A 15,817-nucleotide genomic window follows, 5' to 3' on the forward strand; every position below is an offset into this window, starting at 1 on the left:
TGTGTATAAGAGACAGGTGCTAGCACCGGCAATTTGGCCAACTCCACTGCGGCGATCGCCGCCCATGCTGGTTTGGACTGCTGTGTATTTATCCCGGCGGATTTGGAAGCGGGCAAGGTTTTGGGAACGTTGATTTACAATCCCACCCTGATGGCGGTGAAAGGCAACTACGACCAGGTCAATCGCCTGTGCTGTGAAGTGGGCAACAGCTACGGTTGGGGCTTTGTCAACATCAACCTACGCCCCTACTACTCCGAAGGTTCCAAAACCCTGGGCTTTGAAGTGGCAGAACAATTGGGTTGGAAGTTGCCGGACCACATTGTCGCCCCCCTAGCTTCCGGTTCCCTGTTCACCAAAATCCATAAGGGCTTCCAGGAATTTGTCAAAGTTGGTTTGGTGGACGATAAGCCAGTGCGCTTCAGTGGTGCCCAAGCGGAGGGTTGTTCCCCCATTGCCACCGCTTTCCAAGAGGGCCGGGACTTTGTTAAGCCAGTTAAGCCCAACACCATTGCCAAATCCATTGCCATCGGTAACCCCGCTGACGGAGTTTACGCCCTAGACATTGCCCGTAAAACCAACGGCAATATTGAAAGCGTCAACGATGCGGAAATTATTGAAGGGATCAAACTGTTGGCAGAAACGGAAGGCATCTTCACGGAAACCGCCGGTGGCACTACGGTGGCAGTGCTGAAAAAGCTAGTGGAAGCAGGCAAAATTGATCCCGAAGAAACTACGGTGGTCTATATCACCGGTAATGGCTTAAAAACCCAAGAAGCGGTGCAAAGCCACGTAGGGGAGCCCCTCACCATCGATGCTAACCTGGATAGCTTTGAGCGGGCTCTGGAGCGCTCCCGCACTTTGGAACGCTTGGAATGGCAACAGGTTTTGGTGTAGATCCTGGCAGGAAACTAAGGTTACTGACTGATTTGATTGGATTTAATTAGTTAATTGCCGTATTTTTCCCACTAATTTTCATTAATCGTTCCTTTTAGGAAGTTGTCCGCTGTGGTTCCACCAGGGCGGATTTTTTGCGCAATTTTAACGCCGATCGCCTTGAAATTAGGGAAAGCTGACAAAAATGGTGATCGAATCAACTTTGTATCACGAATTACACTGTCGTTAAAATTTGGCGATATTTTGGACAGATAGATATTAAAAAAAACTAAAGTTTTGCCATTTTTGGAAAATTAATGACACAATCTAGCCACGGGGACTGGTATTTGGTTCTGGAACACCACTACCGCAGTGCGCATAGCTGAAAGTGGAGAACCTTAACCGATGGGGGGCCTGCCCGAATAATGCTCTAGCCGATTAGATAATTTCTGGTTGTTTTCTGTTTCCTTGGGTGGCTTAGTTGTTGCCATCCGTTTCTCATTCTTGATTGTTTCCGTTTAGTTTTTTCCAACCTATGAGCGATATGTCTTCCCTTTCCACCCCCGACACCAGTGCCGTTGACCAAGTTGAAGCTTTGGATAACCTCGTTGATGGCCAGGCGATCGCCAACGATGGCTCTCCTGCCATTGAGGTCACCTTAGGGGAAAGCCAGCAAGGGAGTTTTAATAAAGCGGTCAGTGAAGACACCGTGGGGGCTTTTTTCAAAGAAATGGCCCGCTATCCCCTCCTGAGTGCCACCGAAGAGGTGGAATTGGCTAGGCAAATCCGACTTTTGGTCAACGCAGAGGATATTAGACAACAACTCACCCAACAATTGGAACGAACGCCTTCCCTCCAGGAGTGGGGCCAGGCCCTAGAATTTACCCAGGTCAGACAATTTGAAATTTGGCTCTACCAACTGCGGGCCGCCAAACGACGCATGATCCGCTCCAATCTCCGCTTAGTAGTCTCCATTGCCAAGCGTTACCTCAACCGGGGTGTCCCTTTCCTCGATCTGATCCAAGAAGGGGCGATCGGTCTGAACCGGGCCGCAGAAAAGTTTGATCCCGACAAAGGTTATAAATTTTCCACCTATGCCTACTGGTGGATCCGCCAGGCCATCACCCGCACCATTGCCAATGACGCCCGCACCATTCGTTTGCCCATCCATGTGGTGGAAAAGCTCAACAAAATCAAGAAAGCCCAGCGTAGTCTCAAGCAAGAATTGAAGCGCAATCCCAACGAAGGAGAATTGGCCGCCGCCTTGGACATTACCCCCACCCAACTAAGGCAATTACTGCAACTACGTCGTCAATCTCTCTCCCTCAACCACCGGGTAGGCAAAGGGGAGGATACAGAATTGGTGGATTTGTTGGAAGATCAACAACTGCAGTTGCCGGAGGACTTGATGAATGAATCCATGCTGCGGCGGGAAATTGTCGAAGTATTGGCAGAGGTACTAACGGAACGGGAAATGGAAGTGATTTGTCTCCGCTACGGCATTGCCAGCCACCAAAGCTACACCCTCGAAGAAGTGGGCAATATGTTTAATCTTTCCCGGGAAAGGGTGAGACAAATCCAAAGTAAAGCCATGCGAAAACTCCGTCGTCCCCAGGTGGCCCGCCGCCTCAAAGGTTGGCTATAGATACCGGAATATTGCTAGTGGTGACGCACCTGGCCGTCGGGCATAGTCGCCCCTTGGAAATCTGCCCCCACCATATTGGCACTCATCAAGTCAGCCCGCACTAAGTTGGCGTTGATGAAGCTGGCCTCCGTCAAATTGGCCCTGGCAAAAAATGCTTCAATCAGTTCCGTTTCCTGTAGGTTAGCTTTGGTCAAGTTAGCTCGACTGAGGTCAGCACTGTTCATGCGGGTAAAACTCAAATTGGCCCCCGTGAGATTAGTCCGATTTAAATTAACATGGGTCATGATGGCCCCCTCGCAATCCACTTCCACCATTTCTGCTTCAGAAATCTGGGCTCGCATCAAATTGGCATTTTGTAAATTGGCGCCATTTAACTTTGCCCCTGACAATTTAGCATCGGTCAGTAAAGCTCCTTTTAAGTTGGCGTGGCTCAGGTTAGCTTTGCGTAGGTCCGCATCCCGTAGATTGGCCTCCTTCAAATTGGCATAGCTTAAATCTGCCCGGCTTAAATCCACTCCCTTCATATTGGCCCCCTGGAGATCGGCCCGACCGAGGATGGCTGCCTGGAGATTGGTGTAATAGCCCTTTTTTTCCTGACGCATGTTAGCCCCCCGCAGGCAGGCTCCAGTGAGGGTGGCACCACTTAAATCGGCTCCCCGTAGATCTACCCCAATCAAATTGGTATCTTGGAGGGTGGCTAGGGTCATATCGCTGTCCCGCAGGATTGCCCCCTGGAGCAGGGCCCCGTGGAAATTGGCACTGCGTAGATCGGCCCCAGCCAGATCAGCTTGGTTTAAACTCGCTCCACTGAGGTTGGCCGCCACCAAATTAGCCTGACCTAGATTAGCCCGGTTGAGGTAACAAAAAAGCAGGTTAGCCCCTCGTAAATCCGCTTCGTTGAGCACAATACCGATTAAATCGGCCGCTTCTAGATTAATCCCCGGCAATTTTAGCCCCGTGAACAAAGTTTCGCCGTTGCGATAGCGCTGGACTAATTCCTTGGCTTCCATAAATTTTGAGAGGGGGAAAAATCAAATCAACTCTCTAATCATCTTAAGTTATCGGAAGAGCCGGTCAGAGTTAGTTTTGGGAATGCGCCGTTGAGAACCAGGGGCAACTTTCCCAGGCGATCAGGACTAATTGATTCGGCTGGGCAGATTATTGGGTAGGCTGAGAACTATGTCTTTCTTTGATCTTGATCCTAGGCTAGCAAAATCTTGGAGTGTGTATGGCCAGCAATGTTGACCGTGATTACCTGGACAAAACCCTACAACAGTTTGAGAGTTATCCCTATCCAGATATTCCCATTGAAGACCCACTGAATAAAGATGTGGAACAGCTTTATAAAAGTAGCTTGGTTACTGCTCGTTACCGCCGGGACAAAAAAATTATTACAGATCTAAAAAATCGGGCTATTTTGGATGTGGCCTGTGGTACCGGGGCAACAACCCTCAGACTCGCCTGGGCTAATCCGGGGGCAAAGATTGTCGGGGTGGACATTTCCCCGGAGTCCATCAAGATTGCAGAACAGAGATTAAAGCACCATGGTTTTGATGAGGCTGAGTTCCAGGTATTGGCGATCGCCGACCTAGATCAACTAAATCAAAAGTTCGACTTGATTAATGCCAGTGACGTTCTCTATCTGCTTCCTGATTTGGCTTTGACATTAAGACAGTTAGCACAGGTATTGCAACCTGATGGCGTCCTTCGGGGCAACTTACACAGTTACTATCAGAGGTTTAACTATTATCGGGCTCAAACTTTATTTCAAAGAATGGGACTAATGGAAGACAACCCAGAAGAAACGGAGTTGGGTATTGCTAGAGAGTTTTATGCGGCCCTCAGAGATGGGGTTAACTTGAAGGCCACCACTTGGTCTTCTGGCCGGGGAGAAATAGACAATGATCAGTGGATTTTAATGAATCATCTCTTCCAAAACGACAAGGGCTATACATTACCAGACCTCTTTGAAGCTTTTGAGCAATCAGACCTGACACTGGTAGATATGGTGGACTGGCAAAAATGGGACTGGCGCAAATTATTCAAGGAACCAGATAATCTACCAGCTTACCTAGCCATGGGGTTGGAAAATGCTGATCGAGAGGAGCAACTTTGTTTTTATGAGCTGGTCCAGCCAGATAAAAGATTGCTAGATTTTTGGTGTAGCCATCCTCTCCCATCAAAAAAAGACTTCAGCGAGTATTGGCTGGAACAGTCACCGGAGAACATCGTTGTCCACCTGCACCCCTGTGTTAAAAATTTTGCCCCTTTCCGTCAAGCAATTCTTGACCAAGGAAAGCTCATGCCTCTGAACTTATCCCATTGCTTTCCCTTCATTGGTCAGGACTCCTGGTTGGATAGAACTTTGCTCACTGCCTTCTATGCACCCTTGTTGGATTCTTCCCAAGCCCTTGAAAGTCTAGTGTGTCGATACCTAAAAGCGCGCCCTTGTTACCCAGGAGATTTAACCCCTGTCAAACCAAAAGAAGCACAGGATTTGATCATGAGCATGATTGCTGAGCAGGAGGAATGGGGATTGATAATGATTGAAGTGCAAGATTGAAAAAGTATTGAAGTTTATAGTGGAGGTTGATCTGTGGTCAGAATCGATGAAGAAGAAGGTGCTCCATGTTGGTTGTGGCCCCCATAATCCGAATGCGTTACCATCGGAGTCACGGACGGGGGAGTGGCAGGAGATTCGGTTGGATATTGATCTGAAGATGAAGCCGGATATTTTGGGAACGATTACGGATTTGAGTGCGGTGCCTGGTAATACGGTGGATGCGGTCTACTCTTCCCATAATTTGGAGCACATTTATGATTATGAGGTGCCGTTGGCGTTGGCGAAATTTAAGCGGGTGCCGAGGCCGAGGGGGTTAACGTGGTTGGTGGTGGCGGATATGCAGTTGGCGACAGAATAGGCGGTGAAGGGAGATATGGATGCTCAGCCGCTGTATATTTCCTCGGCGGGGCCAGTGAAGGCGCTGTAGATATTTTATGGAATGGGAACTTCTATTCCTGGAATGCCTTATATGGCCCATAAAAATGGCTTTACAGCGTCAGGGTTGAAGGATTCGGTCAGTAGTGGGGGGGGGTTAAGCAAGTGGAAGTATGGCGGGGAAATTTTAATGTTTATGCCAAAGGGTATAAAAAATTTGAGTTGGGATGATAGGCAAATGATGAGACTTGGGTAGGTTACGTCTAGAAGGGTTCCGACCAGTTATTTTAATTTCCCCCACAGAAGGAAGAAGACAATCATGGCTAGTAATTTTAAATTCAAACTGCTCTCCCACCTGACCGAGAAAAAAGAAAACGAAGGTTTTACCTTAATTGAACTGTTGGTTGTGGTAATCATCATTGGTGTGCTTGCCGCTATCGCTCTACCTAACCTGATGAACCAAGTAGGTAAGGCCCGTATTTCTGAAGGTCGCAATGGTGTGGGTGCTTTGAACCGTGCCCAACAGGTTTACCGCACAGAAAATCCAACCTTCTCCTCTAATACCACAAACCTCGATACCAAAGTTGTAGATGGCAAGTACTTTACTTTTGGGACTGGAGTTTCTGGTGAGGTAGCTACATCGACCGCAAACCCTAAAAATGCCACCGGAGACAACACCACCACCCAGTCAGGAACTGTCACCTACACTCCCGGTACCGGTGCGTTCACAGTATCGACTAGTTGGTAATCTGACAGTTGACTTAGGAATAAATTTTTTATCTATTTCTTCCAACTTTGGATGTCTAATTTAAGGGCGGAACCTGTTAACTTTCATATAGGTGTTCGCCCTTCGGTTTATTTAGGAGTTAAATGTCTGACGATGGTGTACTGATAGTGCCGGGCTAGGTGAGCTTATGTTTAAACCAACGAAAAAAGGGCTTCCCAATGCAGGATTCACTATGCTAGAGCTGGTTGTGGTGTTTTTAATTCTTAGCATTCTGACAGCTATGGTGTGGCCAGTACTAATCAGACAAGTGGCTAAGGCCAAAGAGACAGAAGCGATACAAATGCTCAGTACCATAGGGTTTTCCCAGCAGGGTTATTTTTTTGAACATCGGCAGTTTGCGTCCAATTATGGCGATTTAGGGCTTGACGCCAATGGAGCGCATTTTAACTTTCCTCCTCCTAATACGCCTGCTGGAGGCAATTACAGTATTAGTCAAGCTGTAACCCAAAATGCCGGCTTGGATGCTTCCCGTAATTATTCCCTAGGAGTGTACTTCAATGGAAGCAGTTATCAACTAATTCTTTGTCAGGGTTCGACCCCGGGGGGGGCAGTATCGGCGCCGTCGGCGATTGGTGGCACTTGTAGCGGAGGTGTTCAGATAGATTAGTCTGAAGTAATTGGGCAAAAAAGACTAGTATCTATAAGGTGTAGACCAAATTGTTCGGATTGACGATGTTTTCTTCCTGGGCTAGATCTTTGTTTGCTGTGACAACCAATGGGTTAATTATGCTGGGTTGTTTTGTCGGCATTGTTGTGATTCAAAACAGAAACATGGATAAGTCTGAGCAAGAATTGTCCGCGGAGGACTACGAAGAACTGGTTAACGATGAAAAAATTAATTTGGAGTTTTTACGCCGTGTCCCCAGCATGGGGTTAGGCAATATGATTGCCGATTGGGGATATCTTGGGTTTGTTCAGTATTTTGGAGATGTTCCGGCTCGGGACAATACTGGTTATGGGCTTTTGCCACAATACTATCAACTCTTGGTGGACAAAGACCCCCACTTCACTGATGCTTTATCGAAACTTGATGTGGCCACTTCTCTATTTGGCGGAAAACCAGAAGCAAGCGCTAGTTTTTTAGGACAGGCACTGAGTAAAATACCCAAAAGATTTATTACTAACATTCCACCCTATTATCTCTGGCGGGCTAAGGGCAACAATGAATTACTTTTTGCCGGTAATGTCGATGCCGCCAAGAAGTCCTATCGGCATTCGATGGAGTGGGCAAAAGCCTATGATGATGATGAAAGTCGGAGAATGATAAATATCAACAAAGATTCCCTGAAATTTTTAGCTAACAATCCAGATAGTACGGAGGCGAGAATCGGAGCTTGGGTGGGGATACTAGCCAATAGGCCAGACAAAAAAACTGTTGAGCGGGTAATTAAAGAAATCAAAGCTTTAGGAGCAAACGTTGTGGTCGAACCTAATGGCAATATCAGGGTCACTCTGCCCGATAACCTATAAAATCTTAACCTATAAAATCTCTAAACTGCTCGGCTGATAACTGCATTGTAAAGGAATTGTTCCAGGCCCTTGATGCATTCTTGGTCATCAAATAATTTGTTTTTATTTTTCTCCATAAGATCTCTGATTTGCTGTCGCCAATGACTATCTGCTCCCAGTCGAACAGCAATCTCAATGTATTCTTCTGGACTTTGGGCAATGGTTTCCGTAACGTCAATCATTTTGAGCATGCCATAGGAGTGGCGCGCCCGCATAAACTTCCCAGGACAGGTTACTACGGGTAGATTACAGCTGATAGCTTGATGGGTAGTTAATCCTCCAGACCAACTCAGACAGTCAAGAAAAATATCTGCCAATTGGTTAACCTTGAGAAAATCGCTATTGGACAAGCGCGGCAGAAAAACACAATAGTCCCGATAGTCCAAACCATATTTAGTAAAAGTTTGGTTTAAGCGCTGGGCAAAACAGTTCCTGATCACTTCGCCGTGTATGGGATCAACAAACACAAATTGAAACATTTCACTTTCGGCAGCAATGGCGGCAAAAAGCCAGTCATGCTGAGGTAAATACTTATACATAGACTGGGAACAAAGATATATAACTTTGTCTTTTCCCAGTTGCCAATCACTTCTTGTTTTATCTAGGGAAGGCAATTCCACGGGAGGCAAAGAAAAAGCAAGATTAGGCAAACGAACAAGAGTTTCTGAATAGTGCTTGTCTCCATTTTCTGGTTCCATCAAATCACTGGAAAGAAAATAGTCAATGGTGGGACTACCGGATGTGACAGGATGACCCCAAGTGGTACATTGAACTGGGGCCAAACGCAAATAAGCTAAGAGGTTAAGAATAGGATCAATACCAAAATCAGGAAAGATAAGTACATCTATTTGATCATCGAGAATAACCTGACAAACTTCATCCCAGCCCATGCTATAGTAAATCGATTTATACTGAAAACTGAATTTTTGAAAATCTACTTTTAGTCCTACAATAGAATCCTCATTTTGCTCACAAACGCTATAAATATAAGTTTGGTATTTTTTTCTATCTAAGTATTTTATCCATCCCAAATAAAGCCTTCCTAATCCCTCCAAACGTTGAGATATGAGACCAATACGAATTTTACGTTTTTTGCTTAGAGCTTTAGGAATAATAGGCTTGCAAGAGCTAGGACGCATTTTTTGAAAATTTTCATTTATGTAATTTCCGTAAACCCTATAAGTTTCTAAATCGTTTTTGTACTGATAGGCCAGATAAAAGTTGCTTTTTTTTGAAATGGACTTAATAAAATCGTCTATTCCTGTTTGAGTTTTCAAAATTTTCTCTTTTATTAACTCATCAAGAAGAAGCTTAAAGCGTTGATGATACAACTCAACCTCTTGTGTATCAGAATAAAGAACTGGCAGTACAGATTGGTGCAGTCTTTTGATCTCTAGACGATTATGGGGAAACAAATTTAATGCTACATCTAGGCAATCAATAGCAGATTTTGTCTGATTACACATAGCATAACAATTTACTAGGCAACCATAAAAATAAAAATCATTAATCTCAGAACCATCAGTTAGACGTAAATATTTATGAAAACTCTTTAATGCTAACCAGAGGGAGCCAGTATTACCGCTGGAATAGTCTGCATAACCCTGGTATAAAAGTTGATTTTTTAAATCTCCAAGTTCTGAATAAGTATCTGACATTTTCTGGAGAAAAAAAGTATTCTTAGGGTACTGTGACAGTGACTGTTGATAAACATTTAGTGATTTATTCCATTGCCTAAGTTTGCTATAACTTCTACCCAGAATTTCATAGATAGTTAAGTTTTTAGAGTCATAGTTGAGAGCCTGATAACAGACATTGATTGTATCTTGCCAACGCCTCTGTTGCTCCAAATTTATGGCTAAAAGCAGATAATTATCAACTCTAGTTTCGTCTATAGTGATTGCTCTAGTAATTATAGCTTCTGCCTCTTGATAGTTTTTAAGATGATAATAGGTAAGAGCGAGAGAATGTAGTGTGTCCCCATGATTTGAATCTAACTGCAACGCCTGCTCGTAAATCGCCACAGCATCTGCGTAATCTTTACTAAAACTTAAGGAAGAGGCATAGAAAGTTATAGCTTCTACTAGTTTTTCCCTCATGCCACTATTCTCGTAACCAGGATCTAATTCAACAATTACTTCGTAAATTAACTTTGCATTACCTAATCTGTTTAACTTAAGCTCCTGTGTAAGATTAGTTTGGAGAAAATAAACCAGATCTTTTAATGCTGATTCTGCTTGCGTAGATTCTAACGATAACAGGTAAGATAAAAACACTTCCTCGGCAGCTCTTACTTCCCCGATTAAAACATATACAAGTCCCAAATATTGATAAGCACAAGAATTTGTAGATTTATTCCAATTTAAGTTTTCCAGAATCTTTAATGCTTCATCAAAATTTGCTCTATCGATTAATTCTACTACTTGAGTCAAATATTCTGACATTAATCATACCCTCTAAAAATCAAAAAAATGCTGGACAAAAATAAGCAGTAAAAAGGAACAAAAGTTTTATTTAATTTTAGCTACAGCTTCTATAAAAAATGATTCTAAACCCCTAATGCAATCTCTGTCATTGAATAGTTTTTGCTTATTATATTTCATTTTACTGCGAATCTGCTCTCGCCATTGGTCATCCAGACCAAGCTTGACTGCCATCTTAATATACTCTTCTGCATTACTAGCGATAGTATCTGTTACATCAATCATTTTTAACATGGCGTAAGAATGGCGGGCTCGCATAAATTTTCCAGGACAAGTAACTATCGGTAAATTACAGCCAATAGCCTGGCGAGTAGTTAATCCTCCCGACCAACTTAAACAATCCAAAAAAATGTCAGCTACCAAATTAAGATTCATAAAGTCAGCATTGTTTAATCGGGGCAAAAAGTGACAGTAATCTTGATACTTTAGATTAAGACAACCAAAAGTAGTTTCTAAACGTTGCTGAAAAAATTTTGTTACCATTGGTCCATTGGGAGGATCAACAAAAACAAAACAGAAATTATTACTTCTTTGGGCGATTTCAGGGAATATCCAATCGTGCTGAGGTAGGTATTTAAATAAAGATTGGGAGCATAAATAAATAATTTTATCATTTTCCAAGCCAAAATCAGTGCGAGATTTATTATCCGGAATAAAATCAACCGGTGGCAAGGGAAAGGCAATATTGGGTAATTTAATTAATTTTTCTGTATAGTGTCTTTGGCTATTATGAGGCTCCATTAATTGACTGGAAAGATAGTAATCAATGGCAGGACTACCGGAGGTAATGGGATGGGCCCAAGTTGTGCATTGAATGGGGGCTAATCGTAAATGACAGAGAAGATTTAGAATTGGATCTAATCCTAATTCAGTATAAATGAGAATATCTAAATTATCACTAATTAGGCGATTAGCAATGTCCATTCCAGATAGACAATTAATAGAAACTGTAACTAATTGATCACTGTAACGAGTAAAATCTTCAACCAAGCCTGCATCTGTTTTTTCACTAGAATTAATAAAATCATAGACCGTTATATGGAATCGCTCATGGTTGAGATACCGGACCCAACCGAGATAAAGTAAACCTAAACCCCTAAGGCGAAAAGAGATTAAGCCAATACGAATCTTCCGGGACAATAAATTTTCACATTTTTGAGTTAACCTGTTTTGGTTTGTCCACTCTGGCAATATTTTTTTTAAGTTATCTTGTATCCATTTTCCGTATTTTTTCTGCAGAATTGTGTCATTACGTCCTTGATAGCTAAGGTAAAAATTGGAACCGGTGATTAGACTCTCAAGAAAATCTATCTTTTCTGATGAGCTAATGGGTTTTAATTGGCAAGTTTCAGCAAGATTAAGGGCAAAATTTTGACGGTAGAAATTAATTTCTTGCAAGCTAGAGTAGAGAATGGGAAATGTTGATTGTATTAGTCTATTGATAGTAAACTCCTTATCTTTAAATAAATCCAAGGCTAACCTTAAGATATTAAGAGCATCCTTAGTGTAATTAGAAACTAAATAACATTTACTCAAATCTCGATAAAAGTTGAAATCTACCAACTCATGATTAAAATAATTGTCAAAAAAAGATTTTAGATGCTCTAAAGCTTGGCTCAAACTACCAAGTTCATCTGAATAGTAGTAGCTATAGCCCAGATAATAATTGGCTAGATTCGTTTGCCCCAAATGTAAATAAGCTTGACCCAGCTTGGCAAACACTTGAGTATGACGGGGAAAATAAACGAGGGCATCTCCAAAAACGCTAATTTGTTGTTCATACTGTTGTTGTTTTTCGTATAGCTCTGCCAAAGACAAATAAAATGCTAGAGTATTTGGTTGTAGCGTAATCGATTTTTTATAATATTCATTAGCCGAAGAACTACTACCAAGCTTTTCCGCACATTTGCCAGCAAGATGATACTTACTAGCATCATTATGATTGTTATTTAAATAAAAAAATTTAGCATTTTGATAACTAGTATTAGCTAATACATAGTCTTCTAGCCCTTCTGCAATTATGCCCATCAGGTAGTGAGAATCTCCCAATCGATAACCAGATTTAATGGCTCTATAAGCCCATTTTTTAGCCTCGGTATAATTTTCAAGCTTATAATAGCTGTAGGCCAATTGATAATAAACTTCATTTTGCTTACCATTTAAATCCAGAACTTCTAGGTAAATTTCAATTGCCTCTTTATATTTATTTATTGATTCAAGCTTTTGTCCAAGAAAAATAATTTCGTTTATCAACAAATCTTGCAGAGCAGGATTGTGGTATTCTTCATCAATAGATCTCAAGGCCAAATACATAGATTTAGCCTGGTCTAGTTGTTGATTATTTAAAGTTTTCACTATCCATTGCTCTAGTAATTGGCATAATTCCAAGCTAGTGTTTTTTATAGTTTCTTCATCTGCATTGATCAGCTGGTTAATCCAGGTAGCATCAGCGGCTTCTGGCTCACCCATTAAAATGTAAGCCAACACTAGACAGCAAAAAGTTGTTGAATTACCAGGATTTACTTCTAAGATTTGTTCTAAATAGTCAGTAGCGTTTCCATAATCAGCTTGCTCAATGAGAGATATTATCCATTGGAGTTGATCTGAGTTTTTCATTCAAATCCTACACAACTTTTTCAACAATAACCTGATAGCTTTTGCAAATAACCCTGACACGATCTTTAAATACCTCCAAGAAAGAATCAACTGCTAACTTAGGGTGCATCGTCGGTTGATCCTGGTAAGCTCCCCAGCCATAATCATCAAAAATAATTATGCCTTCCTCCTTCAGTAATCCCCAACCCAAAACAACATCCTCCATAACATCGCTAGCAATGTGGGAGCCATCAACATAGTAAAAGTCAAAAGAGTTAAGTGGCAATTGGCGTAACCAATCTTGGGAAAAACCCACTAACTTTTTAACTTGATCTGCTCTACCCGTTCGCTGAATATTATAGTCAAAAACCGACTCTAACGATTTAACGTCCTCTCCCAAACCCATAGACTCATGCTCAACACTGCCCTGAAAAGTATCAATGCAAGTAATAGTGGATGACGAATCAGTTAAAACATTGTCCAATAACCAACAAGTTGCCCGGCCCTGCCAACTGCCCACCTCCACAAAAGATAAATTAGGAGAACCCATAAATTTTTTTAGAACTTGATTCCAAATGGGAATGTTACCACTGAACCAATCAGTCTTAAATTCGTATCCCCGATTTTCACAATGTTGAGTGTATATTTCCTGCCAAAAAAGAATTTTTTTGAGAATTAAATTTTCAAAAGATTGATCAATCTCCAACGCCATTTCATAGCATTTTCTAGCCCCTGCCCAATTTCCGGCTTGTAATGACTCGATCGCCGTGTCTTCCAGAACCTCCACCAACTCCGCCGTCCGTTCTTGTACATCATCCACCCGGCATTCTAACATAGCCGACATCCAAATATCTTGAGCCAAGGCTTCATCGCCCTTCAGAAGAGCATCAACCCCTTGATACCAATAAAATCTCAATCCTTCACTCATAAATTTGCGTCACTAAATAAGACCCTACTAACCTACCCGGAAAACTCAGATGCAGATCGCCTCTTCAAAAAACTTAGCAATTTTGGTTTTAATTCTGGCCTAACCGACAGCGGGGTTTATCGGCGATCGCCTAGGGCAACCAGTCCTCATCCAGTAACTGCTCAAGGGTGGCAATGGGTTGCTCAGGAAATGTACTAATTGGAAGATCGGATATTTGTGAAACAACATCCCTTGCATCTTGATAACATTCTTTAAAAACACTACTAAGATAGGGCTTTAGACTAGGACTATCCCTCAGAAGACGTTTAATTTGTTTCCGAAAATTAATAATTTCTCCCTTCCAATGATTTCTATTTCTTTCTTTTTTTGTTTCCCAATAACCTAACTTTAAAAGATGCTCGATTAACCTCATCAATAAACTCTCTAGTTTTCGTTTATCACTTTTGCTCAAGCTTAATACCTCATCAATTAAATTTTCCCAATCCAGACTCTCCACATCACGGCATTGCATTTTTTTAACAGTCTCTAAAATCCAGAGATTGTAGTCCGTTTCATAAAGACTTTTGTTTGTTTTGGGAAGTTCAGTAACCATGATGTACCTCAAATTTTAGAATTGACTTGTTTTACTGTCGATACTTTCGTAGAAAAACACAGAAATTTCTCAAGGATGATCGTATAATTGGGGAATTTCAAGCTGATGTTATATTGCAAGAACAACTTCAGTATGTTAATAATAACCAATAACCTAGGCGATCGCCTAGGGCAACCAATCTTCGTCAATTACCTGTTCAAGAGTAGCAATGGGTTGCTCGGGAAATATATCGATGGGTAACCCGGAATCATCAGCTAATAATTCCCTTGCATCTTGATATAATTCGTCAAATATTTGGACAAGGTAATTTTTCAAACTAGGACTAGCCTTTAATTCTCGTTTAATTTGTTTGCGAAAATTACGAATTTCTCTGCGCCAGTGATTTTGATTATAATTTCTTTCAGATTGCCAATAGCCTAATTTGAGAAGATGCTCTATTAACCCTGTCATTAAGCTTTCGAGCTTTCTTTTGTCACTGCGCCCTAAACCTAATACCTCTTCAATTAAATTTTCCCAATCCAGACTGTCTAAATCTTTGCATTGCAACTTTTGTACGGTGTCTAAAATCCATAAATTGTAATCGGTATCATAAAGATTTGTATTGGTTTTGCGGAGTTCAGCAACCATAGTATTTATCTCGTAATTAGTTATAAATTTTATTTTAACTTCCACTCAATCAATGGGGGTAACATCTATATACCCAAATGAGCTATATGGCGATCGCCTAGGGTAACCAATCTTCATCAATTACCTGTTCAAGGGTGGCAATAGGATATTCGGGAAACTTACTGAGTGGAAGTTGAGAGTGTTTGGCCGCTAATTTTCTGCCTCTTTTATACCCCTCAGCTAAATAATCCCTTGCATAGTTATGTAAACTCAAACTATCCTCTAATACCTGAATAAATTGTAAGTGGAAATTTAAGATTTTCCTTTCCCAATGCTCTTGATTCCGAACAAGTTCTGCTTGCCAGTAAACAATCAAAAGGAGATGTTCAAAAATATGATTGAGAAGACTTTGTAGTTTATCGCGCCAACTCAAGTCTTCTATCTCCTCAATTAAATTTTCCCAATCTAGACTTTCTAGGTCTTTATTTTTTAATTTGGCGATGGTTTCTAAGACCCAAAGATTGTAATCGGCATTATAAAGATTTGTATTGGTTTTGCAGAGTTCAGTAACCATAGCATCTACCTCATTGATTAGTTATAAACTTAATTCTAGTTTTCGTCTATTCCGGTAACCAATCCTCATCTAGTAAATCTTCCAGGGTCGTGATGGGCGCTTTGGAGAAAGTGCTGAGGGGAAGTTGAGAATGTTTGCTTGCCATTTTTTCCCATCTAAGTAACAAGAATGAAATTTATTGTCCAGATAATTATTAAGACTAGGACTGTCTGCTAAAAGACGGTTAATTTGCTTACGATAATTAAAGATTTCCCGTTCCCAATGCCCCCTATTTCTGTGCTTTTCTG

The 15,817-nt window shown here is 41.7% G+C and carries 14 protein-coding genes and 2 pseudogenes; 7 read left to right on the plus strand and 9 right to left on the minus strand.

Annotated features, from left to right (window positions below; all coding sequences use genetic code 11):
- Positions 1-18 precede the first annotated feature (18 nt).
- Positions 19-894 (plus strand): annotated as a pseudogene (gene thrC / locus IQ219_RS06970) (threonine synthase); the annotation flags it as partial.
- 514 nt (positions 895-1,408) lie between these two features.
- On the plus strand, positions 1,409-2,518 hold the full coding sequence (locus IQ219_RS06975) for an RNA polymerase sigma factor, RpoD/SigA family (RefSeq protein ID WP_190598874.1): 1,110 nt from the start codon (positions 1,409-1,411) through the stop codon (positions 2,516-2,518).
- Between the two features lie 14 nt (positions 2,519-2,532).
- On the opposite strand, the gene IQ219_RS06980 is transcribed toward IQ219_RS06975, so the two are convergent.
- Positions 2,533-3,528, minus strand: coding sequence for a pentapeptide repeat-containing protein (locus IQ219_RS06980; protein ID WP_190598873.1), 996 nt, complete (start codon positions 3,526-3,528; stop codon positions 2,533-2,535).
- Positions 3,529-3,746: 218 nt separating this feature from the next.
- Here IQ219_RS06980 and IQ219_RS06985 point away from each other — a divergent pair, with 218 nt between their 5' ends.
- From IQ219_RS06985 to IQ219_RS07005, 5 genes are all read left to right on the plus strand, one after another.
- On the plus strand, positions 3,747-5,081 hold the full coding sequence (locus IQ219_RS06985) for a trans-aconitate 2-methyltransferase (RefSeq protein ID WP_194072149.1): 1,335 nt from the start codon (positions 3,747-3,749) through the stop codon (positions 5,079-5,081).
- Between the two features lie 7 nt (positions 5,082-5,088).
- Positions 5,089-5,439 carry a methyltransferase domain-containing protein gene (locus IQ219_RS20035; RefSeq protein ID WP_228016772.1) on the plus strand — a complete coding sequence of 117 codons (351 nt, stop codon included), beginning with the start codon at positions 5,089-5,091 and terminating at the stop codon, positions 5,437-5,439.
- Positions 5,440-5,775: 336 nt separating this feature from the next.
- Positions 5,776-6,204 carry a type IV pilin protein gene (locus tag IQ219_RS06995; protein ID WP_194020130.1) on the plus strand — a complete coding sequence of 143 codons (429 nt, stop codon included), beginning with the start codon at positions 5,776-5,778 and terminating at the stop codon, positions 6,202-6,204.
- Between the two features lie 166 nt (positions 6,205-6,370).
- On the plus strand, positions 6,371-6,850 hold the full coding sequence (locus tag IQ219_RS07000) for a type II secretion system protein (protein ID WP_194020145.1): 480 nt from the start codon (positions 6,371-6,373) through the stop codon (positions 6,848-6,850).
- 65 nt (positions 6,851-6,915) lie between these two features.
- Positions 6,916-7,713, plus strand: coding sequence for a hypothetical protein (locus IQ219_RS07005; protein ID WP_194020129.1), 798 nt, complete (start codon positions 6,916-6,918; stop codon positions 7,711-7,713).
- Positions 7,714-7,733: 20 nt separating this feature from the next.
- Here the strand turns inward: IQ219_RS07005 and IQ219_RS07010 are convergent, their stop codons facing one another.
- The 8 genes and pseudogenes from IQ219_RS07010 to IQ219_RS20045 form a co-directional block, all read right to left on the minus strand.
- A complete protein-coding gene (locus IQ219_RS07010) occupies positions 7,734-10,196 on the minus strand; it encodes a tetratricopeptide repeat protein (protein ID WP_194072150.1) in 2,463 nt (820 codons plus the stop codon).
- A 66-nt stretch (positions 10,197-10,262) separates the two neighbouring features.
- On the minus strand, positions 10,263-12,851 hold the full coding sequence (locus IQ219_RS07015) for a glycosyltransferase family 41 protein (RefSeq protein ID WP_194072151.1): 2,589 nt from the start codon (positions 12,849-12,851) through the stop codon (positions 10,263-10,265).
- A gap of 7 nt (positions 12,852-12,858) precedes the next feature.
- On the minus strand, positions 12,859-13,758 hold the full coding sequence (locus tag IQ219_RS07020; RefSeq protein ID WP_194072152.1) for a class I SAM-dependent methyltransferase: 900 nt from the start codon (positions 13,756-13,758) through the stop codon (positions 12,859-12,861).
- 130 nt (positions 13,759-13,888) lie between these two features.
- A complete protein-coding gene (locus IQ219_RS07025) occupies positions 13,889-14,350 on the minus strand; it encodes a DUF29 domain-containing protein (RefSeq protein WP_194072153.1) in 462 nt (153 codons plus the stop codon).
- 165 nt (positions 14,351-14,515) lie between these two features.
- On the minus strand, positions 14,516-14,977 hold the full coding sequence (locus tag IQ219_RS07030) for a DUF29 domain-containing protein (protein ID WP_194072154.1): 462 nt from the start codon (positions 14,975-14,977) through the stop codon (positions 14,516-14,518).
- A gap of 97 nt (positions 14,978-15,074) precedes the next feature.
- On the minus strand, positions 15,075-15,530 hold the full coding sequence (locus IQ219_RS07035) for a DUF29 domain-containing protein (protein WP_194072155.1): 456 nt from the start codon (positions 15,528-15,530) through the stop codon (positions 15,075-15,077).
- Between the two features lie 46 nt (positions 15,531-15,576).
- Positions 15,577-15,675, minus strand: coding sequence for a DUF29 domain-containing protein (locus tag IQ219_RS20040; RefSeq protein WP_228016773.1), 99 nt, complete (start codon positions 15,673-15,675; stop codon positions 15,577-15,579).
- 17 nt (positions 15,676-15,692) lie between these two features.
- Positions 15,693-15,779 (minus strand): annotated as a pseudogene (locus IQ219_RS20045) (DUF29 domain-containing protein); the annotation flags it as partial.
- Positions 15,780-15,817 lie beyond the last annotated feature (38 nt).

The sequence above is a fragment of the Synechocystis sp. LEGE 06083 genome, assembly GCF_015207725.1.
Classification (GTDB): Bacteria; Cyanobacteriota; Cyanobacteriia; order Cyanobacteriales; family Microcystaceae; genus Synechocystis; species Synechocystis salina.

Coding starts and splice junctions, on each gene's coding strand:
- IQ219_RS06975 (WP_190598874.1), top strand. CDS start 1,409: ATGAGCGATATGTCTTCCCTTTCCACCCCCGACACCAGTGCCGTTGAC.
- IQ219_RS06980 (WP_190598873.1), bottom strand. CDS start 3,528: ATGGAAGCCAAGGAATTAGTCCAGCGCTATCGCAACGGCGAAACTTTG.
- IQ219_RS06985 (WP_194072149.1), top strand. CDS start 3,747: ATGGCCAGCAATGTTGACCGTGATTACCTGGACAAAACCCTACAACAG.
- IQ219_RS06995 (WP_194020130.1), top strand. CDS start 5,776: ATGGCTAGTAATTTTAAATTCAAACTGCTCTCCCACCTGACCGAGAAA.
- IQ219_RS07000 (WP_194020145.1), top strand. CDS start 6,371: ATGTTTAAACCAACGAAAAAAGGGCTTCCCAATGCAGGATTCACTATG.
- IQ219_RS07005 (WP_194020129.1), top strand. CDS start 6,916: ATGTTTTCTTCCTGGGCTAGATCTTTGTTTGCTGTGACAACCAATGGG.
- IQ219_RS07010 (WP_194072150.1), bottom strand. CDS start 10,196: ATGTCAGAATATTTGACTCAAGTAGTAGAATTAATCGATAGAGCAAAT.
- IQ219_RS07015 (WP_194072151.1), bottom strand. CDS start 12,851: ATGAAAAACTCAGATCAACTCCAATGGATAATATCTCTCATTGAGCAA.
- IQ219_RS07020 (WP_194072152.1), bottom strand. CDS start 13,758: ATGAGTGAAGGATTGAGATTTTATTGGTATCAAGGGGTTGATGCTCTT.
- IQ219_RS07025 (WP_194072153.1), bottom strand. CDS start 14,350: ATGGTTACTGAACTTCCCAAAACAAACAAAAGTCTTTATGAAACGGAC.
- IQ219_RS07030 (WP_194072154.1), bottom strand. CDS start 14,977: ATGGTTGCTGAACTCCGCAAAACCAATACAAATCTTTATGATACCGAT.
- IQ219_RS07035 (WP_194072155.1), bottom strand. CDS start 15,530: ATGGTTACTGAACTCTGCAAAACCAATACAAATCTTTATAATGCCGAT.
- IQ219_RS20040 (WP_228016773.1), bottom strand. CDS start 15,675: ATGGCAAGCAAACATTCTCAACTTCCCCTCAGCACTTTCTCCAAAGCG.